The 25,437-nt window shown below is 71.2% G+C and carries 21 protein-coding genes and 2 pseudogenes; 11 read left to right on the top strand and 12 right to left on the bottom strand.

Going from position 1 to position 25,437, the window contains the following annotated elements:
• Positions 1 to 20: 20 nt before the first annotated feature.
• Positions 21 to 1,364: a PLP-dependent aminotransferase family protein gene (locus J7E94_RS19730; protein ID WP_251056906.1), complete on the bottom strand. Its 1,344-nt coding sequence runs from the start codon at positions 1,362 to 1,364 to the stop codon at positions 21 to 23.
• 236 nt (positions 1,365 to 1,600) lie between these two features.
• Here J7E94_RS19730 and trpD point away from each other — a divergent pair, with 236 nt between their 5' ends.
• The gene (trpD, locus tag J7E94_RS19735; RefSeq protein ID WP_215017191.1) at positions 1,601 to 2,452 is read left to right on the top strand and encodes an anthranilate phosphoribosyltransferase; all 852 of its coding nucleotides are present in this window, start codon (positions 1,601 to 1,603) and stop codon (positions 2,450 to 2,452) included.
• A gap of 109 nt (positions 2,453 to 2,561) precedes the next feature.
• Here trpD and trpC read toward each other — a convergent pair whose 3' ends face one another.
• Positions 2,562 to 3,371: an indole-3-glycerol phosphate synthase TrpC gene (gene trpC / locus J7E94_RS19740; RefSeq protein WP_215017192.1), complete on the bottom strand. Its 810-nt coding sequence runs from the start codon at positions 3,369 to 3,371 to the stop codon at positions 2,562 to 2,564.
• Between the two features lie 55 nt (positions 3,372 to 3,426).
• Positions 3,427 to 4,665: an MFS transporter gene (locus tag J7E94_RS19745; RefSeq protein ID WP_251056907.1), complete on the bottom strand. Its 1,239-nt coding sequence runs from the start codon at positions 4,663 to 4,665 to the stop codon at positions 3,427 to 3,429.
• A gap of 190 nt (positions 4,666 to 4,855) precedes the next feature.
• On the opposite strand from J7E94_RS19745, the gene J7E94_RS19750 reads away from it, so the two are divergent.
• From J7E94_RS19750 to J7E94_RS19775, 6 genes are all read left to right on the top strand, one after another.
• The gene (locus tag J7E94_RS19750; protein ID WP_215017195.1) at positions 4,856 to 5,692 is read left to right on the top strand and encodes a helix-turn-helix transcriptional regulator; all 837 of its coding nucleotides are present in this window, start codon (positions 4,856 to 4,858) and stop codon (positions 5,690 to 5,692) included.
• Positions 5,693 to 5,798: 106 nt separating this feature from the next.
• Positions 5,799 to 7,850 carry a thioredoxin domain-containing protein gene (locus tag J7E94_RS19755; protein WP_215017196.1) on the top strand — a complete coding sequence of 684 codons (2,052 nt, stop codon included), beginning with the start codon at positions 5,799 to 5,801 and terminating at the stop codon, positions 7,848 to 7,850.
• Between the two features lie 244 nt (positions 7,851 to 8,094).
• Positions 8,095 to 9,534 (top strand): glycosyltransferase, encoded by a 1,440-nt coding sequence (locus J7E94_RS19760; protein WP_251056908.1) that lies wholly within the window; start codon positions 8,095 to 8,097, stop codon positions 9,532 to 9,534.
• The gene (locus J7E94_RS19765) at positions 9,531 to 11,267 is read left to right on the top strand and encodes an ArnT family glycosyltransferase (protein WP_374224468.1); all 1,737 of its coding nucleotides are present in this window, start codon (positions 9,531 to 9,533) and stop codon (positions 11,265 to 11,267) included. The genes J7E94_RS19760 and J7E94_RS19765 overlap by 4 nt, the downstream gene beginning before the upstream one ends.
• Positions 11,268 to 11,273: 6 nt before the next feature.
• Positions 11,274 to 12,467: a glycosyltransferase family 2 protein gene (locus J7E94_RS19770; RefSeq protein ID WP_215017198.1), complete on the top strand. Its 1,194-nt coding sequence runs from the start codon at positions 11,274 to 11,276 to the stop codon at positions 12,465 to 12,467.
• Positions 12,468 to 12,490: 23 nt separating this feature from the next.
• Positions 12,491 to 14,941: a galactose oxidase-like domain-containing protein gene (locus J7E94_RS19775; RefSeq protein ID WP_215017200.1), complete on the top strand. Its 2,451-nt coding sequence runs from the start codon at positions 12,491 to 12,493 to the stop codon at positions 14,939 to 14,941.
• A gap of 63 nt (positions 14,942 to 15,004) precedes the next feature.
• On the opposite strand, the gene J7E94_RS19780 is transcribed toward J7E94_RS19775, so the two are convergent.
• Positions 15,005 to 15,673: a hemolysin III family protein gene (locus J7E94_RS19780; RefSeq protein WP_215017202.1), complete on the bottom strand. Its 669-nt coding sequence runs from the start codon at positions 15,671 to 15,673 to the stop codon at positions 15,005 to 15,007.
• A 220-nt stretch (positions 15,674 to 15,893) separates the two neighbouring features.
• On the opposite strand from J7E94_RS19780, the gene J7E94_RS19785 reads away from it, so the two are divergent.
• On the top strand, positions 15,894 to 17,741 hold the full coding sequence (locus J7E94_RS19785; protein WP_215017204.1) for a phosphoenolpyruvate carboxykinase (GTP): 1,848 nt from the start codon (positions 15,894 to 15,896) through the stop codon (positions 17,739 to 17,741).
• Between the two features lie 150 nt (positions 17,742 to 17,891).
• Here J7E94_RS19785 and J7E94_RS19790 read toward each other — a convergent pair whose 3' ends face one another.
• The 4 genes and pseudogenes from J7E94_RS19790 to J7E94_RS35760 form a co-directional block, all read right to left on the bottom strand.
• The gene (locus J7E94_RS19790) at positions 17,892 to 18,542 is read right to left on the bottom strand and encodes a hypothetical protein (protein ID WP_308345348.1); all 651 of its coding nucleotides are present in this window, start codon (positions 18,540 to 18,542) and stop codon (positions 17,892 to 17,894) included.
• Positions 18,529 to 20,088 carry a VWA domain-containing protein gene (locus J7E94_RS19795; protein WP_308345350.1) on the bottom strand — a complete coding sequence of 520 codons (1,560 nt, stop codon included), beginning with the start codon at positions 20,086 to 20,088 and terminating at the stop codon, positions 18,529 to 18,531. Before J7E94_RS19795 ends, J7E94_RS19790 begins: the two co-directional genes overlap by 14 nt.
• Positions 20,089 to 20,243: 155 nt before the next feature.
• A pseudogene (locus J7E94_RS34730) lies at positions 20,244 to 20,444 on the bottom strand (toxic anion resistance protein); the annotation flags it as partial.
• Positions 20,432 to 20,641 (bottom strand): annotated as a pseudogene (locus J7E94_RS35760) (hypothetical protein); the annotation flags it as partial. The pseudogenes J7E94_RS35760 and J7E94_RS34730, both read right to left, overlap by 13 nt.
• Before the next feature lie 110 nt (positions 20,642 to 20,751).
• On the opposite strand from J7E94_RS35760, the gene J7E94_RS19800 reads away from it, so the two are divergent.
• Entirely contained in the window at positions 20,752 to 21,186 is a 435-nt protein-coding gene (locus J7E94_RS19800) for a hypothetical protein (protein WP_215017206.1), read from the top strand.
• Between the two features lie 359 nt (positions 21,187 to 21,545).
• Here the strand turns inward: J7E94_RS19800 and J7E94_RS19805 are convergent, their stop codons facing one another.
• On the bottom strand, positions 21,546 to 21,983 hold the full coding sequence (locus J7E94_RS19805; protein ID WP_215017208.1) for a hypothetical protein: 438 nt from the start codon (positions 21,981 to 21,983) through the stop codon (positions 21,546 to 21,548).
• Positions 21,984 to 22,094: 111 nt separating this feature from the next.
• Positions 22,095 to 23,306 carry a pyridoxal phosphate-dependent aminotransferase gene (locus tag J7E94_RS19810; protein WP_215017209.1) on the bottom strand — a complete coding sequence of 404 codons (1,212 nt, stop codon included), beginning with the start codon at positions 23,304 to 23,306 and terminating at the stop codon, positions 22,095 to 22,097.
• 397 nt (positions 23,307 to 23,703) lie between these two features.
• On the opposite strand from J7E94_RS19810, the gene J7E94_RS19815 reads away from it, so the two are divergent.
• Together J7E94_RS19815 and J7E94_RS19820 are read left to right on the top strand one after the other, a co-directional pair.
• Positions 23,704 to 23,850: a hypothetical protein gene (locus tag J7E94_RS19815; protein WP_215017211.1), complete on the top strand. Its 147-nt coding sequence runs from the start codon at positions 23,704 to 23,706 to the stop codon at positions 23,848 to 23,850.
• Between the two features lie 13 nt (positions 23,851 to 23,863).
• Entirely contained in the window at positions 23,864 to 24,109 is a 246-nt protein-coding gene (locus J7E94_RS19820) for a hypothetical protein (protein ID WP_215017213.1), read from the top strand.
• Here the strand turns inward: J7E94_RS19820 and J7E94_RS19825 are convergent.
• Both J7E94_RS19825 and J7E94_RS19830 read right to left on the bottom strand, forming a co-directional pair.
• Positions 24,097 to 24,624 carry a dihydrofolate reductase family protein gene (locus J7E94_RS19825; RefSeq protein WP_215017215.1) on the bottom strand — a complete coding sequence of 176 codons (528 nt, stop codon included), beginning with the start codon at positions 24,622 to 24,624 and terminating at the stop codon, positions 24,097 to 24,099. The two genes, J7E94_RS19820 and J7E94_RS19825, sit on opposite strands and share 13 nt — an antisense overlap.
• A 53-nt stretch (positions 24,625 to 24,677) precedes the next feature.
• A complete protein-coding gene (locus tag J7E94_RS19830; protein ID WP_215017217.1) occupies positions 24,678 to 25,280 on the bottom strand; it encodes a TetR/AcrR family transcriptional regulator in 603 nt (200 codons plus the stop codon).
• Positions 25,281 to 25,437 lie beyond the last annotated feature (157 nt).

Below are 25,437 nucleotides of genomic sequence, written 5' to 3' on the forward strand. Positions count from 1 at the left end.
GGCGAACTTCCTGGCCGGCGTCAGGTCACCGGCTTCCCGGTGACCTGGCCCATGGCCCGGGCGAGCAGACCGACCGCCTCCGGGAGCAGGCTGCGGCGCACCGCGCCGTAGCCGAGCACCACCCCGGACGAGGGCGACCGGCGGCCGAACTGGAAGTGCCTGCCGGGATGTACGAGAACCGACTTCGCCCGTGCGAGGGCGGCGAGGCGGACGTCGTCGACGCCCTGGGGCAACTGGATGTAGGCGTGGATGCCCGTCGGCTCGCCGGTCATCCGGGCGCCCGGCAGGTGTTTCTCGACGGCGTCCCGCAGCGCCGCTCGCCGTGCCCGCAGGACGGTCCGGATCTCCCGGATGTGCTGGTCCAGCATGCCGGACGAGATGAAGTGGGCGAAGGTCAGCTGGGTGAGCGGGTCCGGGACGCCCAACGGTGTCCGGCCGAGCCGCTCCGCCACCACGGCGGGCGCCGCCACCCAGCCGAGCCCTATGCACGGGCCGAACATGGCCCCGGTCGTCCCGACGTAGATCACGCGCTCCGGACGGTGCCGCTGCAGGGCGAGGGGGCCGCTGCCGACGCCGAACCACAAGTGCCCGTCCCGGTCGTACTCGATCACCCAGCCGTCCACGTCGGCGGCCCAGCGCAGCAGGGCCTCCCGGCGCCCCGGCGACAGCACGGCCCCCGTCGGCACCTGCGACACCGGGGTGACCAGCACGGCGCGGGCTCCGGACCGGGCAAGGGCGTCCACGTCGATGCCCTCGTCGTCCACGGGGATTCCGCTGACCCGCAGCCCCGCCCGCTCGGCGATCCTGACCTGCCAGGGCGCGCCGGGGCTCTCCACGGCGATGTGGTCGACACCGAGGTCGTGCAGGACACGGAACACCACGTCGACGGTGTGGTCGAAGTCCGCGGTGACAGCGACGTCGGCGGCGGTCGTCAGGACCCCCCGCGAACGGCCGAGGTAGGCCGCGAGTTCTTCCCGGAGTTCCGGAACACCGAGGGGATACCGCCAGGGGCCGGCGCCGCCGATCGACTGCCCCACGAACTCGTAGGCCCGCAGCCATTCACGGGAAGGGAACAGCGCCGAGCTCGTCGCGTCGACCCGTAGGTCGTAGCGGGCCTCCGCGCGCCGGGCCGGCTCGGCCGCGCCGCGGTCGGTGTGCGGCAGGTGGGTCGCCACCCTGGTGCCCGAGCCCTGAGTGGACCTCAGATATCCTCCGGCCACCAGCTGCTCGTAGGCCTGGACCACGACACTGCGCGACACCCCGAGATCTCCGGCGAGATTCCGGCTCGATGGCAATCGGACACCCGGATGCAGGGTCCCGTCTTTTATTCGTTCGCGGATGGCCGCCTGAATCTGCGTGGTCATGGACAGCGGTAACTTCCGGTTTATCGCGATCGGTAGCATTCTTCCCCCGTTGGCGCCGGCCTTCCGGTCGGCGCTAAATCCCCGCGGCAGATCCGGCTTCTTGGGTGCGGACCTTCGGTCAGGGATTACCTTCTCTTCAGCGCGGAATTGGCCCGCTTACGGAAGAGTGGAATGGACTTGTTCGACGCCGTTGTCGGCTGCGACACTCCGTGCGAACAGGCAGTGAAGGAGTAGCGATGACCGGACAGGAAACCGCATCCGACACGCCTCGGAAACGATGGGCGGACATCCTTTCGGCGCTCACGGACCGACGCGACCTCACCGGAGTCGACACGGAGTGGGCCATGGGCGAGGTCATGCGCGGCGCCGCCGACGATGCCAGGCTCGGCGGTTTACTGGTGGGCCTGCGGCCCAAGGGAGAGTCCGTCGCGGAGCTTGACGGCCTTGTCCGTGCCATGGACGCGCACGCGGTCAGGGTCCGGGCCGACGGGCCGCTCCTGGACATCGTCGGCACCGGCGGAGACATGGCCCGTACGGTGAACATCTCCACCGTCCCGGCGATCGTGGCTGCGGCGGCGGGCGCGCGCATCGTCAAGCACGGCCACCGGTCCGCGTCCTCGGCCTGCGGTTCGGCGGACCTGCTCGAAGAACTGGACGTGGTCATCGACCTGCCGCCGGTGACGGTGCCGCGGGTGCTCGCCGAAGGGGGCACCGCCTCCTGCTTCGCCCCGGTGTTCCATCCCGCGATGCGCCACGCTTCATCGGTGCGCAGGCAACTCGGTGTGCCGACGACCTTCAACGTGCTGGGCCCCCTGACGAATCCGGCGGCGCCTGATGCAGCCGCCATCGGTGTCGCCGACGCCCGGATGGCCCCGATCATCGCCGGAGTACGGGCCCGCCGTAACCGCTCCGCGCTCGTCTTCCGCGGCGACGACGGGCTCGACGAACCGACGGTCACCGAACGGCTGGGGGCCGCCATGACGCGGGCCGCCCGCGCCGTCGACAGCGGCGATGCCGCGGAACTCCTCGGCCGGTGGGCCAGGGTGACGGCCAAACCGGCAGAGAGCGCGGCATCCTCGGCCGGGTGAACGGACCCCCGGCCCCGCGGTGGCCGGGGCGGCCCGAAGCGGTCGGCGTGGCCCGGGAGTTCGTCCGCGAACGCGGCGGCCACTCCGGACCGGCCGGCCGCGCGGCCGGTCACGTCAGGCCCTCCCGCCGCCCCGCTGCCAGCATCGCGGCCACCGCATCGGTCGGCCGGGCGTCGGTGACGAGCGCCGAGCCGACGAGCACCGCGTCGGCGCCGGCCTGGGCATAGGCCCGGACATCGGCCGGGCCCCGCACCCCCGACTCGGCCACGGTGACCACATCGCCCGGTATCCGGGCGGCAAGCCCGGCATACACGTCACGGTCGACGCGGAGCGAGGCCAGGTCCCGTGCGTTCACCCCGATGATCCGGGCGCCGGCGGCCAGCGCCCGGTCCACCTCTTCCTCGGTGTGCGTCTCCACCAGCACGGCAAGGCCGTACTCCCCGGCCTGGCGCACCAGCATCTCCAGCTCCGGCCGGGACAGAGCCGCGACGATCAGCAGCACCAAGTCGGCCCCGGCGGCGGCGGCCTCGGCGAGCTGGTAGGGGTGCACGACAAAGTCCTTGCGCAGCAAGGGAATGTCGACTGCCGCTCGCACGGCCCGCAGATCGTCCAACGAGCCGCCGAAGTGCCTCGGCTCGGTCAGCACACTGATCGCGGCCGCACCGCCCGCCGCGTATTCGGCGGCAAGAGCCCCCGGCCGGCCGATCGCCGCGAGCAGCCCGCGGGCCGGGCTGATGCGCTTCACCTCCGCGATCAGCCGTACCCCGTGGGCGCCGCGCAGCGCGGCGCCCACGGCCTCCGGAGTCATCCGGGCGTCGCGTGACTCGGCCCTGCGCCGCAGAACCTCCGGGCTCACCTCGGCCATGCGCTCCCGCAGGTCCGCACGGACTCCGGCCACGATCTCGGTCAGCACGCTCATCTCACAACGTCCTTCCCCCGTTTGCGGTGCATGGGATCGCCCGGTCTCCGGACGATCAGTGCCCGGGCGACGAGGCGCGCTCCGGCGCCTCAGGTACCCGACCGGGCTCCTGAACCTCGGCCGGCCGCACCGTGCCACGCCCGGCCACCAGCGCAACCACCGTCTGAGCGGCCGCGGCCACGCACGTCAGCACCAGCGGCGCCGTCCAGCCGGAGCTGACGGTGTGCAGCAGCCCGATGACCACTGGTCCGGCGGCGGCAAGGAGATAGCCGATCGACTGCGCCATCGCCGACAGCGCGCCCGCCCCTGCCGCGTCCTGGGCACGCATGCCGAGGAACGCCAGCGCGAGCACGAGACAGGCACCGCCGCCCAAGCCGAGGACGACGCTCCACAGCAGCGCGAAGTCCGGGGCCACCAGGAGCCCGAGGTAGCCGAGGAGCAGGATGGCCGAGCAGATCGTCGCCAGCGCCCGCTGGTCACGTGCCCAGCGCAGCGCGCCCGGCACCGCCAGGCTGGTCAGCACCGCGACCGCCTGGAACAGGAACAGCAGCCATCCGGCCGTGGCCGCGCTGGCACCGTTGTCCTGGAAGATCTGGGGCAGCCACGTCACGACCACGTAGAAGCCGAAGGACTGCAGCCCCATGAACGCCGTGACCGCCCACGCGAGGCCGGACCCCCAGGGCAGCCGGTGCTGCCCGCGCGCCGCCTGCGGCCCGGGCGGCGCAGTGCGCATCTGAGGAAGCCACAGCAGCACGGCCACCAGCGCGATCAGGACCCAGCACCCCAAGGCGGTGGACCAGCCACCCGGAGCGATCTCGCTGATCGGCACCGCCACCCCGGACGCGACCGCGGCGACACCACCCATCACCGTCGCATAGGCGCTGGTCAGCAGCCCCACCTTGGTGGGGAAGTCACGCTTGATGAGGCTCGGCAGCAGGACGTTGCCCACGGCGATGCCCGCCCCGATCAGCACGGTTCCCGCGAACAGACCGACCGCCGAGGGCACCCACCGAACCGCGATCCCCAGCGTCAGCACGACGAGCGCACCGCCCAGGAGCCGCTCCTGTCCCCACCGCGCGGCAAGCCGGGGCACCATCGGAGACAGCGCCGCGAACGCCAGCAACGGCAGTGTGTTCAGCAGGCCGAGGGCGACCGGGGCCAACCCCAGGTCGGCCTGCACGCGATCCAGCAACGGCCCGACACCGGTCAAACTCGCCCGGAGGTTGGCTGCTGCCACGAGCAACCCCCACACCAGTAATGCCTGTCCGGAACGGCGTGTCGATTTGTTCTCCATGACCGTCATCATCAAGTCTCACGGTGGCGCTAACCAGGCCGTACTGAAGCTAGCCCCCGCAGGGCCACCCTCGGCGCCGCACCATGAGGCAGGGCGAGATCCGCGGACAGCCCCAGGCCGCCCGGACCTTACGGCAGGCAGTCCTCGTGAGCCGCCTCGGCTGACCCGCCGACACCGGTAACCTGGCGGTATGGGCACGCCGTTGGGGAACTTCATCCGGGCCAAGCGCGACAGCATCCAGCCGGAATTCCTCGGCCTGCAGAGACACGGCCGCCGCCGATCACCCGGGCTGCGCCGCCTGGACCTCGCCACCCGAGCCGGTATCAGCGTCGAATACCTGGCCCGTATCGAGCAAGGGCGCGACCGCAACCCATCGCCCACAGTCATCAACTCGCTTGCCGATGCACTCTGCCTCAACCCCTCGGAGCGCAACCATCTGCGCTACCTCGCGAAGATTTCCGGCGACGAATGCTCGGTCCACATCAGGCCCGTGCCACCGCCCCGACGCGTGCGGCCGTCCGTCCTGCAGACACTCTGCCTTCTCGAACCCGGCGTCGCCGTCGTGACCAACCGGCTCGGCGACATCCTCGCCCACACCACGGGCTACCAGGCGATCACCAGCGGCACCGGACTGCTCGACGGCGCCGAGCCGAACCTCAACCGCTACTTGTTCACCGACCCCCGCGCCCGGACGTTCTTCGCCGACTGGGACGACATTGCGGACGAGCACGGCTTCGACCTGTGGCAGGCGCCGTCCCTGGAGAACCTCGAATGGCTCATCTCCGAGCTCCTCCCCATCGCCGGACCCGAGTTCACCAACCGCCTCTGCCGCCATGAAGTGCCGCGCCGCGGCGTCCTCAGGCTCAACCACCCGGCAGGGCCCCAGCTACGACTGCTCCGAGAGACGCTCGAACTGCCCATGGACGACCAGCAGCTCGTCATCTTCCTCCCCGAGTGCGACCAAACGGCCCAGGCCATCGATCAACTCCAGCGCCAGTCCCACGGCCGGCTGCGGTCCATTTCGTGACACGGTGACGCTGCGGAGCCCCCTTGATCACGTACTGTATGCAGCTTCTTGCTCCTGCGGCCCCGCAAGCTGGGCTTGACGGTCCGGCTCGTGCGACGATGCAGATATGAACCGCCTGGCCAACTCGCAGTCGCCATACCTTCTCCAGCACGCATCCAATCCGGTGGATTGGTGGCCCTGGGAGCAGGCGGCGTTCGAGGAGGCGAAGCGGCGCAACGTACCCGTACTGCTGTCCGTCGGTTACTCTGCGTGTCATTGGTGTCATGTCATGGCCCACGAGTCCTTCGAGGACGAGCCGGCCGCCGCGTACATGAACGAGCACTTCGTCAACATCAAGGTGGACCGCGAGGAGCGCCCCGACGTCGACGCCATCTACATGGAGGCCGTGCAGGCCGCCACCGGGCAGGGCGGCTGGCCGATGACCGTCTTCCTCACCGCCGATGCCGAGCCGTTCTACTTCGGGACCTACTTCCCGCCCGAGCCGCGGCACGGCATGCCCTCCTTCATGCAGGTGCTCGATGGGGTGCGGGCCGCGTGGGTGGGGCGGCGCGAGGAGGTCGCCGACGTGGCGCAGCGGATCGTACGGGACCTGGCCGGGCGGCAGTTGGACTACGGGAAGGGCGGCACGCCCGGCCCCGAGGAACTGGCGCAGGCGCTGCTCGCGCTGACGCGGGAGTACGACGCCACGCGCGGCGGGTTCGGCGGGGCGCCGAAGTTCCCGCCGTCCATGGTGCTGGAGTTCCTGCTGCGCCACCACGCGCGGACGGGTTCCGAGGGTGCGTTGCAGATGGCCGCCGACACGTGTGAGGCCATGGCGCGGGGCGGGATCTACGACCAGCTCGGGGGCGGTTTCGCGCGGTACTCCGTGGACCGGGAGTGGGTCGTACCGCACTTCGAGAAGATGCTGTACGACAACGCGCTGCTGTGCCGGGTGTACGCGCACCTGTGGCGGGCCACCGGCTCCGATCTGGCCCGGCGCGTGGCGCTGGAGACCGCCGACTTCATGGTCCGGGAGCTGCGGACCGAGCAGGGCGGCTTCGCCTCCGCGCTCGACGCCGACAGCGAGGAGCCGCAGAGCGGCCGGCACGTCGAGGGGGCGTACTACGCGTGGACGCCCGCCCAGCTGCGCGAGGTGCTGGGGGAGGACGACGGGGATCTGGCCGTCGCCTACTTCGGGGTGACCGAGGAGGGGACCTTCGAGCACGGCAAGTCCGTCCTCCAGCTGCCCCAGGACGGGCCGGCGGCGGACGCGGAGCGGATCGCCCTGATCCGGGCGCGGCTGCTCGCCGCGCGGGAGGCGCGGCCCGCGCCCGGGCGGGACGACAAGGTCGTCGCCGCCTGGAACGGGCTGGCCATCGCCGCCCTGGCCGAGTGCGGGGCCTTCTTCGAGCGGCCGGACCTCGTCGAGCGGGCCACCGAGGCTGCCGATCTGCTCGTCCGCGTGCACATGGACGGGCGGGCCCGGCTGGCGCGGACCAGCAAGGACGGTCATGTGGGCGCGAACGCCGGGGTGTTGGAGGACTACGGGGATGTCGCCGAGGGGTTCCTGGCCCTTGCCGCCGTCACCGGTGAGGGGGTCTGGCTGGAGTTCGCCGGGTTCCTCGTCGATCTCGTGCTCGACCGGTTCACGGCCGAGGACGGGTCCCTCTACGACACCGCGCACGACGCCGAGAAGCTGATCAGGCGGCCCCAGGACCCCACCGACACCGCCGCTCCCTCCGGCTGGACCGCCGCCGCCGGCGCGCTGCTCTCGTACGCCGCGCACACCGGGTCGGAGGCGCACCGCACAGCGGCCGAGCGGGCGCTCGCGGTGGTGCACGCCCTGGGACCGCGCGCCCCGCGCTTCATCGGGCACGGGCTGGCGGTCGCCGAGGCGCTCCTCGACGGGCCGCGCGAGATCGCGGTGGTCGGTCATCTGGAGGACCCGGCGCGGGCCCTGCTGCACCGGACGGCGTTGCTGGGGACGGCTCCCGGGGCCGTGGTGGCCACCGGAATGCCGCGTGCGGAGGACGGCAGCGGGGGCGAGTTCCCCCTTCTGGCCGAGCGCACACTCGTACACGACCTTCCGACGGCGTATGTGTGTCGACATTTCGTCTGCGCGCGGCCTACGACGGATCCGGTCGAGTTGGCGGAGCAGTTGGGTACGGTTCGTCCCTGAAGTGACCGGAGTACCGTCAATTCCATTTGTCGGCCCGTCTGTTCAGGAACGCGGGTTTTATCTGCACGGCTCCTGACTTTCATGTTCACTGCCTAGTCTCGTGTCGTTCGGTACACACCGAGACAGCGCACTGGGGGGTGCGCGCAGGGGGAAGCGGAGGCGGCGGGCCGGGGGGCCCGCCGTGAGCCTCCGGGGGGTTTCACGGTCCGCCGCTTGGGGTTGCGGCACGTCTGTGGGGGACAGTTTGTACACTTCTGTGTTTATTTCCGTGATTTCGCTCGCGCTCTTCGGGATCGCCGCCTTCACGCTCTGGTGGCAGATGCACGCGTGGCGGACGCCCGAGACGCTCGCGTCCACCCGGTTCGACCGTCCCGACGGGGGCGGCCGGCTGGCCTTCTCCCTGCTGCTGCCGGCCCGCCACGAACAGGCGGTCCTGGAGCACACCATCGACCGGCTGCTGGAGTCGAGCCACCACGACTACGAGATCATCGTGATCGTCGGGCACGACGACCCCGGGACCGCCGCCGTCGCCGAGCGTTCGGCCGCACGGGCCGCCGAACGGGCGCCGGGACTCGTACGCGTCGTCGTCGACCACCACGGGACCAAGAACAAGCCGAAGGCCCTCAACACCGCCCTCCCGCACTGCCGGGGCGACATCGTCGGGGTCTTCGACGCCGAGGACCAGGTCCACCCCGAGCTCCTCGCCCACGTCGACCACGCCTTCCGCTCCACCGGCGCCGACGTGGTCCAGGGCGGCGTCCAGCTCATCAACTTCCACTCCAGCTGGTACAGCCTGCGCAACTGCCTGGAGTACTTCTTCTGGTTCCGCTCCCGGCTGCACCTGCACGCCGAGAAGGGCTTCATCCCGCTCGGCGGCAACACCGTCTTCGTGCGCACGGAGGTGCTGCGCGAGGCGGGCGGCTGGGACCAGGACTGCCTCGCCGAGGACTGCGACCTGGGGGTGCGGCTCTCGTCGGTCGGCAAGAAGGTGGTCGTCGCCTACGACTCCGACATGGTGACCCGCGAGGAGACGCCGGGCTCGCTCATGAGCCTGCTCAAGCAGCGGACCCGCTGGAACCAGGGCTTCCTCCAGGTCTACCGGAAGAAGGACTGGCAGCAGCTGCCCGGCCGCGGGCAGCGCTGGCTGGCCCGCTACACGCTGATGACCCCGTTCCTGCAGGCCGCCTCCGGGGTGATCATCCCGATCAACTGCGCCGTCGCGGTCTTCCTCGACGTCCCGGTCGGCATCGCGATCATCACCTTCCTCCCGATGCTGACGGCGAGGGTGACCTTCGTCTTCGAGATCGTCGGCCTGCACGACTTCGGCCGCCAGTACGGGCTGCGCGTCCGCTTCGTGCACTACGTGAAGCTCGTGGTCGGCGGCCCGTTCTACCAGGTGTTGCTCGCGGGCGCCGCGATCCGCGCGGTCTGGCGCGAGCAGCGCGGCCAGGGCGAGTGGGAACTGACCAGCCACACCGGCGCCCACCTGACGCCGGCCCCGACCGCCACCGCAGCCCCGGCCGTCACCACGACTGGAGCCCCGGCCGTCACCGCGACTGGAGCCCCGGCCGTCACCGCGACCGCGACCGCTGCCCCGGCCACCGCCGCCGCCGCCGCGACTGCGAGGGCGACCACCTCTGCCTCCGCTTCCGCCACCGCGATCCGAGAGGACATCCAGCAGTGACCGCCACCCTGCCCACGGCCACTGATCCCACGTCCCCGACCGCCACCGCCACCGCCACCGAGCCGCGCGTCCCCGCCCAGCGCAGCGGCAGCGGCACCGGCAGCGGCGGACTCGGCGTCCGGCCGCCCGCGCCCGCCCGACCGCTCGTGCGCTTCCGCAGCTCCCGCCCGGACCTGCTCCTGTGCGGGGCCCTGCTGCTCGTGATCGTCCTCGTCCAGGGGTGGAACATCACCCACTTCCCCACCCTCAGCGATGACGAGGGCACCTACCTCGGCCAGGCGTGGGCGGTCCAGCAGGGCGACGGCCTCGCCCACTACACGTACTGGTACGACCACCCGCCGCTCGGCTGGATCCAGATCGCGGGCCTGACCTACCTGCCGTCCCTCTTCGTGCCCGACTGGATGACCGTCGCGCCGATGCGGTTCTCGATGCTCGCGGTGTCCGCCGCCAGCTCCGTCCTGATGTACGTCCTCGCGCGCCGGCTGTGGCTGCCGCGCTGGGCCGCCGGCCTCGCGATGGCCCTCTTCGGGCTGTCCCCGCTCTCCGTCGTGCTCCAGCGCGAGATCTTCCTCGACAACCTCGCCGTGATGTGGATGCTGCTGGCCTTCTGCCTCGCCGCGTCGCCCAGCCGCCACCTGTGGCACCACTTCGCATCCGGACTGGCGGCCGCCACCGCCGTCCTGACCAAGGAGACGATGCTGGTGGTGCTCCCGGCGCTGCTGGTGACGATGTGGCGCCACAGCCACCGCGACACCCGCAAGTTCGCCGTCACCGGAGCCATCACCGCCTGCGTGCTGATCGGGCTGACGTACCCGCTGTTCGCCCTGCTCAACAGCGAGCTGGTGCCCGGCGCCGGCCACGTCTCGCTCGTCGACGGCATCACCTACCAGATGAGCCGCCCGGGCTCCGGCTTCATCCTCACCCCCGGCTCCGGCTCGAACGGAGTCTTGCGGTCCTGGCTCTACTACGACACGGTCCTGCCGCTCGGCGGCCTGGCCTGCGCCGTCCTGCTGACGGCCACCATGCTCCCCCAAGCTCTCGGCTTCGCTCGAGCAGGGGGGACCCCCGTGTCGGTCACCGCCCGCGCGCTCGCCGGGCCCGCACTGGCCGCCGTGATCCTGGGCCTCGTCGCCATGCGGCCCTCCGGCTACCTCCCGGCGATGTACGTGATCCAGGCGCTGCCGTTCCTGGCCCTGGTCCTCGCGGGCGGCGCGGCCGGGATCACGCACGCCCTGCTGCGCCGCCGCCGTTCGGCCGGGGAGCGCAGGCAGCTGGTGTGGGCGCGCCGGGCCCTGGTCGTCGTACTCGCCGCGTCCGCCGCGGTGTACGTCCTGCCGCGCTGGTACGACGGCAACCGCACCGCGCTCACGGCCGACGCGAACGCCCCGTACCGGCAGGCCGCGGCCTGGCTCGGCAGCGAGGTGGCCGAGCCGGCGAAGACCCGCGTCCTGCTCGACGACGCGCTGTGGCTGGACGCCGTCCACCGCGGCTTCGAGCCCGGGCTCGGTGTCATCTGGTTCTACAAGGCCGATCTCGACCCCGCCGTCACCAAGACCCTGCCGGGCGGCTGGCGGGACATCGACTACGTGGTCTCCTCGCCCACGGTGCGCCGCGACGCGGCGGACCTGCCGAACGTGAAGGCCGCACTGGAGCATTCGACGGTGGTGGCCGTCTTCGGCTCGGGCGAGGACCGCATCGAGATACGCCGGACCGACCGCGAGAATGGGAGCTGAACCGCCATGAGCGAGGACCTGTGGTCCCCCCATGCCCCGATCGATACGGAACTGACCGCTCCGCAGTCTCTGGCCGGCACGGTCACCCTCATCATCCCGACCTTCAACGAGGCGGGGAACATCCGCGAGTTGCTGCGCAGGCTCGGTGACGCGCTCCCCGACCACCTGCCCTGCGCGGTGCTGTTCGTGGACGACTCCACGGACGACACCCCGGCCGTCATCCAGAAGGCGGCCGCGGACCACCCCTTCCCGGTGGCGGTCCTGCACCGGGAGGTGGCCGAAGGCGGCCTCGGCGGGGCGGTCGTCGAAGGGGTGAAGAGGGCGGACACCGACTGGATCGTCGTCATGGACGCCGACCTCCAGCACCCGCCCCACCTGGTGCCCGAGCTCGTCGGTGAGGGCGAGCGCACCGGCGCCGACCTCGTCGTCGCCTCCCGCTACATCAGCGGCGGCAGCCGGGCCGGGCTCGCCGGGAGCTACCGGATCGCCGTCTCGCGCGGTGCGACCTGGCTGACCAAGGGACTCTTCCCGCGTGCGCTGCGCGGGATCAGCGACCCGATGAGCGGCTTCTTCGCCATGCGCCGCTCGGCGGTCACCGCGGAAGCCCTCAGGCCCCTCGGCTACAAGATCCTGCTGGAGCTGGCGGTGCGCTGCCGCCCGGCCGAGGTGGCGGAGATCCCGTTCGTCTTCCAGGACCGCTACTCCGGCGCGTCCAAGTCCACCGCCCGCGAGGGCATGCGCTTCCTGGCCCACCTGGCCGCGCTGCGCTCCGCGACCCGGCCGGCCCGGATGATCGGCTTCGGCCTGATCGGGCTCTCCGGCTTCGTGCCGAACCTGGCCGCGCTCTGGCTGCTCACGCACGCAGGGATGCACTACCTGCCCGCGGAGATCGTCGCCAACCAGGCCGGGGTGCTGTGGAACTTCCTCCTCATCGAGGCCCTGCTCTTCCGCGACCGGCGCCGGCACCGGCACGGGGCGGACCGGGCCGGGCGTTTCGCGCTGCTCGCCAATGCCGACCTGCTGCTGCGGATCCCGCTCATCGCGGTGTTCGTCGCCACACTCGGCATGGCGGTGCTGCCCGCCACCGCGCTCGCGCTGGTCACCACCTTCGTCCTGCGGTTCGCGGCCACCGAGGCGCTCGTCTACCTGCCACGCAAGGCGCGCAAGGCCTTCAAGGCCGGGCGCCACGCCAAGAGTTGAGCCGCACAGAAGGGAACCTTTCGATGCGTCTGAAGATCCGGCGGAGGGCCGGGCGGCGAGCCGCCCTGCTGGCCGTCGGGGCGATGACCGCGGGCCTGCTGCTCACCACACCGCAGCAGGCCACGGCCGGAGCGCCCAATCTGCTCGCCAATCCCGGTTTCGAGACCGCCGGCGCGCCCGGCGCCGACATGCCGTCCTGCTGGTCCACATCGGGCTGGGGCGACAACGACTTCACCTTCACCACCGTCGCCGACGCGCACGGCGGGACCAAGGCGATGCAGGTCTCGCTCACCCGCCGCGTGGAGGGCGACCGCAAGGCCCTGGTCACCGAGAACTCCACCTGCGCCCCGGCCGTCACACCGGGCAGGCAGTACGACCTCTCCGCCTGGTACAAGTCGAACACCCCGGACGTCTCGGTGACGGTGTTCCGGCGCGAAGCCACGACCGGGACCTGGCAGTACTGGACCGACCTGCAGAATCCCCCGGTCAGCGCCGGATGGGCGCGCACGGAGGTCCGTACGCCGGCCGTCCCGCCCAACACCGACAAGATCGCGTGGGGGCTGTCGGTCTACGGGGTGGGCACGCTCACCACCGACGACTACGCGCTGGAGGAGGTCGGGGCGGCGCCGCCCCAGCCGGCCTGCTCGGGTACGGCCGACGAGTGCGCCAACGGCAGGTGGGAGGTGATCCCCGCCAAGAACCCGGTGCGTTCGATGCACGCCGTCGTCCTGAAGGGGGGTACCTCCCAGGCCGGAGGCTCCGGGGGAGGCAAGGTGCTGCTGATCGCGGGCTCGGGCAACGACATCGCCCAGTTCAACGCGGGCACCTTCACCTCGGCCGTCTACGACCCGGCGAACGGGTCCTTCAAGACGGTCCCGACGCCGGTGGACATGTTCTGCTCGGGCCACGTGCAGCTGGCGGACGGCCGGGTGCTGGTGATGAGCGGCAACAAGGGCTATCCGTCCGCCGACGGCAAGATCGGCTACCAGGGGCTGAAGGACTCGTACATCTTCGACCCGGCCACCGAGACGTACACGAAGGCCAACGACATGAACGGCGGGCACTGGTACCCGTCGGCGACGATCCTCGGCAACGGGGACGTGATCTCCTTCGGCGGCCTGAAGGAGGACTCCACGGGCAATGTCACCGCGGAGAAGTTCTCGGCGGCGCAGGGCAAGTGGCTGCCGATGAACGAGGTCAACCAGACCTGGTCCTACTGGGGCCTGTACCCGTCGATGATCCTCATGCAGGACGGGCGGCTCTTCTACTCGGGCAGCCACACCTTCGGCAACAACACCGCCGGCTCCGGATCCTCGATCTACGACTACAGCGCCAACACCATCACCGACGTGCCCGGCCTGCGGAAGAAGGACGAGCGCGACGAGTCGGCGAGCGTGCTGCTGCCCCCGGCGCAGGACCAGCGGGTCCTGACCATCGGCGGCGGCAACAACGAGACCAACCCGGCCGCGAACCGGATCACCGACATCATCGACCTGAAGAAGCCGAGCCCCGCCTACACGGCCGGCCCGGACCTCCCGCAGGGCCTGGCCGACACGGGTACGGGGAAGCGGCCGCAGACCGGGGCCGAGGGCAAGATGTACGTGTCCGCCGTGCTGCTGCCGGACGGCAAGGTGCTGGAGACCGGCGGCGGGCTGCACGACCGGGCCGACCCGGTCTACGAGGCCTCGTTCTTCGACCCGGTGACCAACACCTACCAGGCGGGCCTGGCCGCCGACCCGATCCCGCGCACGTACCACTCGGCGTCCTTCCTGATGCCGGACGGCCGGGTCATGTCGGTCGGCGACAACCCGGGCAACGGCACCTACAACCACAACGTGTCGGTCTACACCCCGCCCTACCTCTTCAAGGGCGCGCGCCCGCAGATCACTTCGGTGATCGACACGCAGTGGGTGTACGGGGACACGCAGCGGATCACCGTCAACCGGCCGGTCGCCAAGGCGGAGCTGATCCGTCCGGCGGCGGTCACCCACTCCTCCGACCCGAACCAGCGGTTCGTGGACCTGCCGATGACGGTCGTCAACGGCACCACCATCGACCTCAACCTCACCAGCAACCCGAACCTGGCGCCGCCCGGCTGGTACATGCTCTTCGCGGTCGACGCGAACGGCATCCCGTCGATCGCGCAGTGGGTGCACGTCGGCGGGGCCCCGGCCCTGGCGGCCGCCGAGGAGCAGCCCTCGGCGCACCAGCACACCTTCGCGGACAAGCTCGGTCCCGCCAAGGAGAACCCGGCCCGGCGGGACTCGGTCCCGGTCGCGCCGAGCGTGGCGGGCTGCGACCGCCACTACGGCACGGTCAACCAGTGCGTGCCGACCCGCTTCCCGGCGGAGGTGAAGGAGACGACGAAGGCCCGCTGCGACTGGCTGGCCTCCCACCAGTACCCGAAGCGCATGAAGGTCAACGGCAGCGACCCCCTGCGCCTCGACCCCGACCGCGACGGCTACGCCTGCTGAGCCCCCGAGGGGCGGGGCAGGCGGGGCAGGGCGGCCAGGAGCAGGGGCCCCGACAGGCCCTGGCTAGTGCGAGTACGCCGCGAGCGAGATGCCGACGTAGTGCGCGACGAAGGCCGCGAGGGTCAGTGAGTGGAAGACCTCGTGGAAGCCGAAGAAGCGCGGGGAGGGGTTGGGCCGCTTCATCCCGTAGATGACCCCTCCCACGCTGTACAGCAGGCCGCCGGCGATCACCAGGACCAGGACGGCGATGCCGCCGGTGCGCATGAAGTCGGGAAGGAAGAAGACGGCCGCCCAGCCCATGGCGATGTAGCAGGGGGTGTAGAGCCAGCGCGGGGCGCCGACCCAGAAGACGCGGAAGGCGATGCCGGCGGCGGCCGCGATCCACACCGCCCACAGCAGCGTCCGCCCGGTGGAGGGCGGGAGCAGCAGGACGGTCAGCGGGGTGTACGTGCCCGCGATGATCAGGAAGATGTTGGCGTGGTCGAGGCGCCGCAGGATGGCCTCGCCGCGCGGGCCCCAAGTACCGCGGTGGTAGACCGCGCTGACGCCGAAGAGCAGGCACGCCGTGAGGATGTAGACCCCGCAGGCCACGCGCTCCCGGGTCGAGTCGGTGAAGGCCATCAGTACCAGGCCCGCGACCACGACAGCGGGGAACATCCCGGTGTGCAGCCAGCCGCGCATCAGCGGCTTGGCCTCCGGCTCGGCCGGCACGGCGGCGGCGTCAGAAGTCATGGCCCACATGTTACCTACGGGTCCGTAGGTTTCGGTTGGTCCTCTTTACGGAAGATTGACGGACGTGGCGATGCTCACGTGAGAGGCCCTCTGGACATATGCGCACACGCACCGGATGATCAGATGAGTGCGGTCGACACCGGATGAGCGGAGCGCGAAGCGTCCGGGTCGCGGCCCCCACGGGGCATACACCAAACAAACCCCTCAACAAGGAGCAATCGTGGCGCGCGACAACGCGGCTCCCACCTCTTCCGTCCCGACGAATCACCAGGAGCTGATCTCCTGGGTAGACGAGATCGCAGCCCTCACCCAGCCGGACCGCGTCGTCTGGTGCGACGGCTCCGAGGCCGAGTACGAGCTCCTCTGCGAGGAGCTCGTCGCGAAGGGCACCTTCAAGAAGCTCGACCCGGCCAAGCGCCCGAACTCGTACTACGCCGCCTCCGACCCGTCCGACGTCGCGCGCGTCGAGGACCGGACCTTCATCTGCTCCGAGAAGGAAGAGGACGCGGGCCCCACGAACCACTGGAAGGCTCCTTCCGAGATGAAGGCCGTCTTCACTGGGGAAGGAAGGGACTTCGCGGGGCAGGAAGGTATCTTCCGCGGCTCCATGAAGGGCCGGACGATGTACGTCGTCCCCTTCTGCATGGGCCCCCTCGGCTCCGAGCTCTCCGCCATCGGCGTCGAGATCACCGACTCCGCCTACGTCGCCGTCGCCATGCGCACCATGACCCGCATGGGCAAGCCCGTCCTGGACGAGCTCGGCACCGACGGGTTCTTCGTCAAGGCCGTCCACACCCTCGGCGCTCCGCTCGCCGAGGGCCAGGCCGACGTGCCGTGGCCGTGCAACACCACCAAGTACATCTCGCACTTCCCCGAGACCCGCGAGATCTGGTCCTACGGATCGGGCTACGGCGGCAACGCCCTGCTCGGCAAGAAGTGCTACGCCCTGCGCATCGCGTCCGTCATGGCCCGCGACGAGGGCTGGCTCGCCGAGCACATGCTGATCCTCAAGCTCACCCCGCCGCAGGGTGAGGCCCGTTACGTCGCCGCCGCGTTCCCGTCCGCCTGCGGCAAGACCAACCTCGCCATGCTGGAGCCCACGATCCCCGGCTGGACGGTCGAGACCATCGGCGACGACATCGCCTGGATGCGCTTCGGCGAGGACGGCCGCCTGTACGCGATCAACCCCGAGGCCGGCTTCTTCGGCGTCGCCCCCGGCACCGGCGAGCACACCAACGCCAACGCCATGAAGACGATGTACGCGAACACCGTCTTCACCAACGTCGCGCTCACCGACGACGGCGACGTGTGGTGGGAGGGCATGACCGAAGAGGCGCCGAAGCACCTCATCGACTGGAAGGGCAACGACTGGACTCCGGACTCGGAGACCCCCGCCGCCCACCCCAACGCGCGCTTCGCCGTCCCGGCCTCCCAGTGCCCGACGATCGCCCCCGAGTGGGAGGACCCCAAGGGCGTCCCGATCTCCGCGATCCTCTTCGGCGGCCGCCGCGCCTCCGCCGTGCCGCTGGTCACCGAGTCCTTCGACTGGAACCACGGCGTCTTCGTCGGCTCGAACATCGCCTCCGAGAAGACCGCCGCCGCCGAGGGCAAGGTCGGCGAGCTGCGCCGCGACCCCTTCGCCATGCTGCCGTTCTGCGGCTACAACATGGGCGACTACATGGCCCACTGGGTCAAGGTCGCGGCCGACAAGGACCAGAGCAAGCTCCCGAAGATCTACTACGTGAACTGGTTCCGCAAGAACGACGCGGGCAAGTTCGTGTGGCCCGGCTTCGGCGAGAACAGCCGCGTCCTGAAGTGGATCGTCGGCCGCCTCGACGGCACCGCCGAGGGCGTCGAGACCCCCATCGGGATCCTGCCGACCGTGGACTCCCTGGACACCGACGGCCTGGACATCCCGGCCGAGGACCTGGACTTCCTCCTCACCGTCGACAAGGAGGTCTGGCGCGAGGAGGCCGCCCTGGTCCCCGAGCACCTGAACACCTACGGCGACCACACTCCCAAGGAGCTGTGGGACCAGTACCACGCGCTCGTCGAGCGCCTGGGCTGACCGAGACTCCGGCCCGGGTGCACGAACACCCGGGCCGGTCCACGTGAGAGCGCCCGGCGGGATTTCCCGCCGGGCGTTTCTTCATGTGCCCCGTGCCCCGCGCCCCGTGCCCCCGTGCGCCCGGCCCGCCGTGCGCCGCCGGGGAGGCGGTCAGGACCTGCCCCGGTCCTCCAGATAGGCCGTGTGCGTCTGCTGACGGCGGGAATCCGCATCGCGCAGGGCCGCCGTCAGCCGTGCCGCCTCGTCGAACAGCACCGACAGCTGACGCTCCAGATGCCGCTCGGGCGATTCGGTCCCCGGCGTCAGCCGGTTCCACCAGCGGGCCCGGTTGTAGGCGTCCACGCAGTCCGGCAGGTCCCGCCGGATCGCCCGCGACAGCACGTGCGCCGACTCCGCGTCGCCCGCCAGGACCTCGGCCACCCAGCCCGGATCGAGCAGCGCACCGTACAGCTCCAGCAGCTCGCTCAGCTTGCCGCCCGCCGCCGGCGGCAGCTCCACCGCGGCGAGGTACTCCCGCAGCCGCGCGAAGTCCTCGCGCAGTACGCCGAGTTCCTCGCGCAGGTCCGGCGGCTCGGGCTTCTCGGCCACGTCCGGCGGGGCGATCAGCGCGCCCGCCCCGTACAGCCCGGCGACCACCACCGGCCAGTACGTACCGCCCACCCCGGCGAAACCGAGTCCCAGGCCGGCCACACCGCAGGCGGAGCCGGCCAGGTTCTTCTTCGACTCCAGGTAGCCGAGCACCTTGCCCGCCGCGGCGGACCTGGCCGCTCTGGCAGCTCTGGCGGTTCTACTGGTAGCCACGGATCTCCTCGAAGGCTCCGTCGAGCGAACCGTTCCCGTCGGTGGCGTCGAAGAGCCGCCCGCCGGTCAGTTCGGTGATGTGGGCGAGCTCCTTGCGGTCCGAGTCGCCGAACAGCACCGCGAAGACCGGGGTGTGCTTCTGCCCCTCGGGCAGCGCCGCGTAGAAGGAGTCGAAGTGCTTGGCCCCGGCGCCCGCCGTGTTCTGCCCGTCCGTCATCAGCACGATCGAGGTGAACGCGTCCGCGTTGCCCTGCCCCAGGTGCTGGTACGCCGCCTCCAGACTGCTGTAGACGGCCGTACCCCCCTCCGGCTCCAGCGACTTCACGTCGCCCCGGATCGCGTCCAGGGCCGGCCCCGGATTGCCGGGCTCGACGACGTGCGTCAGCGCCTGCTTCACCTTGTCACCGAAGGGCAGCAGCGTCACCTCCTCGCGGTCCCGGAACCGCTGCCCGGTCCCCGAACCGCCCGTGCCCGTCAGCTCGGTGAGCGCCGTCTTCAGCCGCCCGATGCGGCCCTCGTCGGCCATCGAGCCCGAGGTGTCCAGGACGTACACCGTCCGCGAGGGCCGGCGCAGCTCGTTCTCGTACGAGGCCAGCAGCCCGTCGGCGACCGACCGCGAGCCCGGGAAGGGCAGCTCGCGCCGCATCGAAGCGTCCAGCCCGGAAGCCGGCGTCACCCCGGCGGCCACCGGCCGGCGGAAGGTCTGCTCGGTGATCGCCTTCTGCGCCTGGGGCCCGCGCAGGTACTCCGTCAGCGCCCGCCCCGACTCGCGGGCCCCGGCCGGGGCCGAGGCCAGCAGGGTCAGCGGGTAGTGCGCGGTGACCACGCCGTCCCGCGGCCGGATCACCGTCAGGTCCGTGTGCGCGTTCCGGTTCATGGACAGCAGTACGGACTCGTAGTTGACGAGCGCGTCCACGTCCCCGCGCTTGCCGTACGCGGTCGCCAGCCAGCCCGAGGAGCCGGAGGTCAGCTTCTGCCCGGCGAAGAACTCCTTCAGCCGGGGCTGCGCCTTCTGCACATCGGCTTCGGTCAGCGCCGACTGCGCCCCCGACAGCCCTGAGGCCACCGAAACAAGTGCCGACAAACCGGAGTTGGAGCGCACCGGGCCGGTCATCCCGTACGTCAGCTTCCCGCCGGCGACGGCCTGGTGCACCGCCGACCAGGTCACGTCCCCGGGCGTCCATCCGAGCCGGGCCAGCGCCTCCGGCTTCACACCGAGGGCGACGGGCGAGGACATCACCGGGGTCTCGTTGGCGAGCTTCCCGGCGGCCTCGGGGCGCAGCCGCAGATAGTCGTTGGAGGAGAGCCAGACCGCGTCGTACGCCCCGTCGGCCTTCCCGGACGCGACCTGCTCGGCGGCGTCGAGCGTCCCCGACCAGGTGAGCTTCACGGTGACCCCGGTCGCCTTCTTCGCCTGCTCCAGCACCGGCTGCATATCGGCCAGCTCACTGGAGGCCAGTATCCGCAGGGTGCCCTCCTTGTAGGCGGCCGGCTTCGGAGCGACGGACTCGTCGGAGGAGGTGCACCCGCTCGCGGCCGCGAGCACGCAGAAGGCCAGCAGCGCGCCGGCCCAACCTCTACCCGGCCTCGCCGGCGTGTGAGGCGCGGGATCTGGGGCGGAGCCCCAGTTTCGGGAAGGGGCGGGGTGGGGAATGGCTCCGCGCAGCGGCCCCCAACGCCGCCCACCCTGCTCGACCCCGCTCACTGGCCACCCTCCAGAGCGCCCGCAGCATCCGTCCGCGTCCGCGCCAGATACGCCGAAGCCGTCTGGAGCTCCCCTGTCAGGGACTCCACCGTGGCGGCCATGCTCTCCGCGGCCTGCACCTTGAACGTGTCGATCGCGTCCAGCGTCTCGTAGATCTGCGCGAACGCCGACCGCAGGGTCTGCGCCTGGCGGCAAGGGCCTTGACGACGTCGGGGTCGCGGAAGAATTCGGACTTCTCCGAGCCGATGACGCCACGCACGGTCTTCGTTGCCGTGCTGTCTGGGTTTTCCTGCCCCTTGAAGAAGGCGACGAAGATGACGCCGCCTATCAGGAGGAGGCCCAGGACGATTCCTAGGTTGCGTCTCACGGGTGCAGCGTGCTCGCGGAAACCCACATTCCGCGGTGGGTTGAATGAACGTCAGGTGTCCAGGCGGTCCCACTTCGAAATGCTGTGTGAGCCCGCGGGTGCTGGTGGGAGGGGCGGTGGCCGAGGAGGATCGTGCCATGGGCGTGAGCACGAGCGCGTTGAAGTGGCAGGGCTGGCTGGTGGGTCTGGTGACGCTGGCCGGACTGCTGGTGTTCGCCCCGCTGGCGCTGTACGTATGGGCCGGCGGCGGCGGCCCGGTCGCGGCGGAGCCGCGGGCGGCGGTGGAGTACGTACGGGTCACCGGCTGCCGAATCGATCCGGCGAGCCGGCGCGTGGTGGCCCCGGTGGAGGCGACGGGCCGCCGCGAGGGCCCGGGTGAGTACATCGTGACGGTGGAGTTCCGCGACTCGCCCCCACCGGACCCGACCGGCCGCGCGGCCCAGTCCCTGGTGAAGCTCCCGGGCGTGGCCACGGACGCAACGGAACGCGCGGAGGCGGTAGGCCCGGTCTGGCCCCCGGCGACCACCCCCTGGTGCGGAGTCGCGGCCGCGACCTTCACGACAACGCCGTAGCCGCCGCGCCGCAGGCCCAGCCCCGTCCAGCCACTGAGCCGCACAGGCCGGCGAGAGGCACCCACGCCAGCCCCGCCGGCGTGTGGGGCGCGGGGGTAGGGGGCGGAGCCCCGGATCTTTGAGCTGCATGGGTCCGGCGTGAGGCACGCCACCCAGCCCCGCCGGCGTGTGGGGCGCGGGGTACGGGGCGGAGCCCCGGATCTTTCAGCCCCGCCGGCGCTTGAGGCGCGGGCGCGGAGCGCCGTAGGGGGCCTGGGGCAAAGCCCCAGCAACGGCGCCGCACCGCAGAACGGAACCCGCCAAGCCCCGCAGGGACATGGCACCCGGTCCGGAGCCTCCGCGGCCCCGGACCGGGGCCGTCAGTGGGCGCCGGCCAGGTCCCGGGAGTCCAGGGACGCGAGGGCGGCGGCGTGGGCGTCCATCCGCTCGGCGGCGAGGATCGCAACGGTGGTGTCGGCGCGCGACGCGGCGACGAGCAGCGCGCGGGCGGCGAGGTCGTGCGCACGCTGGTGCAGGGCGGCGGCACCGGCACTGTTCCCGACCGGGGCCGCGTCCGGCTGCGGCGACGGCACCCGGGCCGGCTGGGCCCCCCGCAGCCGCGCGACCTGGGCGGCGATCGCGGCGGCCCCCTCTTCGCCCCCGAGACCCAGCTCGTCGGTCACGGCGAGCAGGGCCGCGAGGTGCCCGGCGAGCTGGATGTCCAGTGCCTCGCCGCGGCTGCGCTGCGGGTAGTCGTGCTCGGTCGGGCTGCCACCCATACGGTGGACGACCGACTTGGGGCGGATCGGCTCGTACATGAGGTGGCCTCCTGCGTGGTCAGGAGACCATCCTACATTGGATCCGTTCTAAAGTTGAGTTCGATCCTGAAGGCCGTCCGCGGGGCGCGTCTCGTCAGGGGGCGCCGACCGTCACGGCTGGCTGTACCCGTCCAGGAAGTTCCCGATCCGCGTCACCGCATCGCCCAGATCCTTGGCGTTCGGCAGCGTCACGATCCGGAAGTGGTCGGGCTCGGGCCAGTTGAAGCCCGTACCGTGCACGACCATGATCTTCTCGGCCCGCAGCAGGTCGAGGACCATCTGCCGGTCGTCCTTGATCTTGTAGACCGAGGGGTCGAGTTTCGGGAAGAGGTACAGGGCCCCCTTCGGCTTCACGCAGGTGATGCCGGGGATCTGCGTCAGCAGCTCGTACGCCGTGTCGCGCTGCTCCCGCAGCCGCCCGCCCGGAAGCACGAGGTCGGTGATCGACTGCCGGCCGCCCAGCGCGGTGGCGACGGCGTGCTGCGACGGCATGTTCGCGCACAGCCGCATGTTGGCCAGGATCGTGAGCCCCTCGATGTACGACGAGGCGTGCTTCTTCGGGCCGCAGACCGCCATCCAGCCGGCCCGGTAGCCGGCGACGCGGTAGTTCTTGGACAGCCCGTTGAAGGTGAGGGTGAGCAGGTCCGGCGCGATGGCGGCGGTGTTCGTGTGCGTGGTGCCGTCGTAGAGGATCCGGTCGTAGATCTCGTCGGAGCAGACGACCAGGTTGTGGCGGCGCGCGATGTCCGTGAGCCCGCGCAGCATCTCGTCGTCGTAGACGGCGCCGGTCGGGTTGTTCGGGTTGATGATCACGATCGCGCGGGTGCGGTCGGTGACCTTGCGCTCGATGTCGGCGAGGTCCGGCATCCAGTCGGCCTGCTCGTCACACCGGTAGTGCACGGCGGTACCGCCGGCCAGGCTGACGGAGGCGGTCCACAGCGGGTAGTCCGGCGCCGGGACCAGCACCTCGTCGCCGTCGTCGAGCAGCGCCTGCATCGACATCTGGATCAGCTCGGAGACGCCGTTGCCGAGGTAGATGTCCTCGACGTCCAGGTCGATGCCCTTGGTCTGGTAGTGCTGCATGACCGCGCGGCGCGCGGAGAGCAGCCCCTTCGCGTCCCCGTACCCGTGCGCCGTGCCCAGGTTGCGGAGCATGTCCTCAAGGATCTCCGGCGGGCACTCGAAGCCGAAGGCCGCGGGGTTGCCGGTGTTGAGCTTGAGGATGCGATGACCTGCTGCTTCGAGCCGCATCGCCTCTTCGAGCACGGGGCCGCGGATCTCGTAGCAGACATTGGCGAGTTTCGTTGACTGGATCACCTGCATGACGGGAGCTTACGGGCCCTGGCGCGCGCCCGCAGAGGTATTCCGATGGTCGACCGGGGAGGGATATGTCCTGTTTCGCGCGATGGGAGGGTGGCGGCCCGCTATGCCCTTGGAAACCTGTGCCGCCCCGCCGGTATGGCCTGCGGAATGGGCAGGGGCGGCAGGGAGGCCATCCGGTGGTGTTGCGCTCGTCACCCTGGGGATGAAGGGCGGTCGGCGTGGGCGGCCTGGGACGCGGGCGACGGTGACGCCCACGGCCCTGACGGCAGCTTGCCCGGTGACGGAGCGGGCCCGCCGGCACCGGCCGCTGCTGCCGGAGTCTGCGTACGGGTCCTGAGTAGGGGTCCTGAGTACGCGGACTCATGCAGCCGCCCGGCCCCGCTGACAGGCTGGGCGCATGAACCAGGGTGAATGGAAGCCGGCGCACTACCGCCGCCGCACCGAGCAGGTCGGGACAGTGGTCGTGGCGGCGGCCGGTGCCCTCCTCGCGGCGGGGGCGGTCTTCATGGTGCTCCTGCTGCTGGTCCTGCACGGCATCTACTGAGGAGCGCGAGGCAGTGCAATTCGCAGTCGGTGACATGGCGATCACCACGGTCGGCACGGACGGCGACGACCGGGCCATCGAGTTCCTGGACACGCCGCCGGGCGCGGCCGACGAGGGCCGCTTCGCGATCCACCGCGAACACGGCCAGGGCTGGGAGGCCGCCCGCCTCACCATCGATCCCGAGTCGGGCAGCGTCCCGGTGGCCGCGGTGGAGTGGGCGGTGGAGTTCGCCCGCGTACCCCTAGATCACAGGGTGTAGGTGGCCTGCGTGAACCCCGCGCCGAGCGCCTTGGCCGACTGGAGCGTGAGCTCGACGTCCCGGCCGTCGAGCTCACCGAAGAGCGGGATCCCCGAACCGATCAGCACGGGCGCGGTGGTGACCGTCAACTCGTCCAGCAGGCCCTCCCGCAGGAAGGTCTGCACCATCCGGCCGCCGTCCACGTAGACGTTCTTGGCCCCCGCGGCGGTCAGCCCGGCCAGCAGTTCGTCGAGGGAGCGGTAGACGGTGATCCGCGCGTCGTCGGTGGCCAGCGTGGTGCTCAGGACGACCACGCGCTTGCCCTCGTACGGCCAGAACCCGAAGGTCAGCACCTTCTCGTAGGTGTTGCGACCCATGGCGAGGGTGTCGATCCCGGCGATGAAGTCCGTGTATCCGGTGTCTCCGGCCTCCTCGCCGCGCGAGGTCAGCCACTCGATGTCGCCGTCGGGACGGGCGATGAACCCGTCGAGGCTGACGCCGATGGTGACGGCCGTCCGAAACGTGCGCTTGCTCAAGGGGTGTCCTCTCGTCGGTGCGGGTGCGGGTGCGGGTGCGGGTGCCGGTACGGCTACGGATGCGGATGCGGATGCAGGTGAGGTTGCAGGGCGCTGCCGAGTGCGGCGAGCCGACGCTCGGCCAGGGTCCCCTTCCGGTCCACGGCCCACAGCACCCCGGTCCCGATCGTGGCCGCCTGGACCGACCGGGCCAGCAGGGCGGTATCGGTCTCCGTACGCAGCTCCCCGGCCGCCACCGCTTCGTCCAGCAAAGTGCGTACGGCAGCCCCTTCGGCCTGCTGGGAGGCGAGGGCGAGGCGGTGCAGCTCGGGGTCCGCGAGGTCGGTGCACAGGAACGCCAAGTGGTTCGCGAACTCCTCCGCCGTCGCCACCGCACTCCACGCCCCGGCAGTCAAGGCCGCCAGCGCGGCCAACGGTGAAGCGCGCTCGGCCCGCACCCGCGCGTGCAGCTCCCCGACCTCGCGCGCACTGCGCTCGGCGAGCGCGACCAGCATCCCGCGCTTGGACCCGAACCGCTGCAGAAGCGTCCCGGCCACCAACCCCACTTCCCCGGCCACGGCGGCAAGCGTCAGCCGGGCCGGCCCGGTGCGCCCCATGACACGAACGGCGGCCTGAAGGATCGCGGCATCGTCAATGCCACGGGGGCGTCCGGCCATGTGCTCCTGCACCTCACTTAATGAATGACTGTTCATTCATTAAAGCGGGTGCGGTCGGCCTGGGCAAGGGGGAGGGGGCGGAAGCACGTCGGGCGGGGCAGAGATGTGGGGCGGGGGCTTCGGGGTTCGGGACCCGAGTGGGTCGGAATCGGTGAGG

This window comes from Streptomyces sp. ISL-94 (assembly GCF_018614075.1).
Classification (GTDB): domain Bacteria; phylum Actinomycetota; class Actinomycetes; order Streptomycetales; family Streptomycetaceae; genus Streptomyces.

Excerpts from the sequence above, each read along its gene's own strand:
- J7E94_RS19750 (WP_215017195.1), top strand. The coding sequence starts at position 4,856 with ATGGGCACGCCGTTGGGGAACTTCATCCGGGCCAAGCGCGACAGCATC.
- trpC (WP_215017192.1), bottom strand. The coding sequence starts at position 3,371 with ATGAGCGTGCTGACCGAGATCGTGGCCGGAGTCCGTGCGGACCTGCGG.
- J7E94_RS19775 (WP_215017200.1), top strand. The coding sequence starts at position 12,491 with ATGCGTCTGAAGATCCGGCGGAGGGCCGGGCGGCGAGCCGCCCTGCTG.
- J7E94_RS19780 (WP_215017202.1), bottom strand. The coding sequence starts at position 15,673 with ATGACTTCTGACGCCGCCGCCGTGCCGGCCGAGCCGGAGGCCAAGCCG.
- J7E94_RS19805 (WP_215017208.1), bottom strand. The coding sequence starts at position 21,983 with ATGTACGAGCCGATCCGCCCCAAGTCGGTCGTCCACCGTATGGGTGGC.
- J7E94_RS19730 (WP_251056906.1), bottom strand. The coding sequence starts at position 1,364 with ATGACCACGCAGATTCAGGCGGCCATCCGCGAACGAATAAAAGACGGG.
- J7E94_RS19770 (WP_215017198.1), top strand. The coding sequence starts at position 11,274 with ATGAGCGAGGACCTGTGGTCCCCCCATGCCCCGATCGATACGGAACTG.
- J7E94_RS19815 (WP_215017211.1), top strand. The coding sequence starts at position 23,704 with ATGAACCAGGGTGAATGGAAGCCGGCGCACTACCGCCGCCGCACCGAG.
- J7E94_RS19830 (WP_215017217.1), bottom strand. The coding sequence starts at position 25,280 with ATGGCCGGACGCCCCCGTGGCATTGACGATGCCGCGATCCTTCAGGCC.
- J7E94_RS19810 (WP_215017209.1), bottom strand. The coding sequence starts at position 23,306 with ATGCAGGTGATCCAGTCAACGAAACTCGCCAATGTCTGCTACGAGATC.
- J7E94_RS19745 (WP_251056907.1), bottom strand. The coding sequence starts at position 4,665 with ATGGAGAACAAATCGACACGCCGTTCCGGACAGGCATTACTGGTGTGG.
- trpD (WP_215017191.1), top strand. The coding sequence starts at position 1,601 with ATGACCGGACAGGAAACCGCATCCGACACGCCTCGGAAACGATGGGCG.
- J7E94_RS19800 (WP_215017206.1), top strand. The coding sequence starts at position 20,752 with ATGGGCGTGAGCACGAGCGCGTTGAAGTGGCAGGGCTGGCTGGTGGGT.
- J7E94_RS19755 (WP_215017196.1), top strand. The coding sequence starts at position 5,799 with ATGAACCGCCTGGCCAACTCGCAGTCGCCATACCTTCTCCAGCACGCA.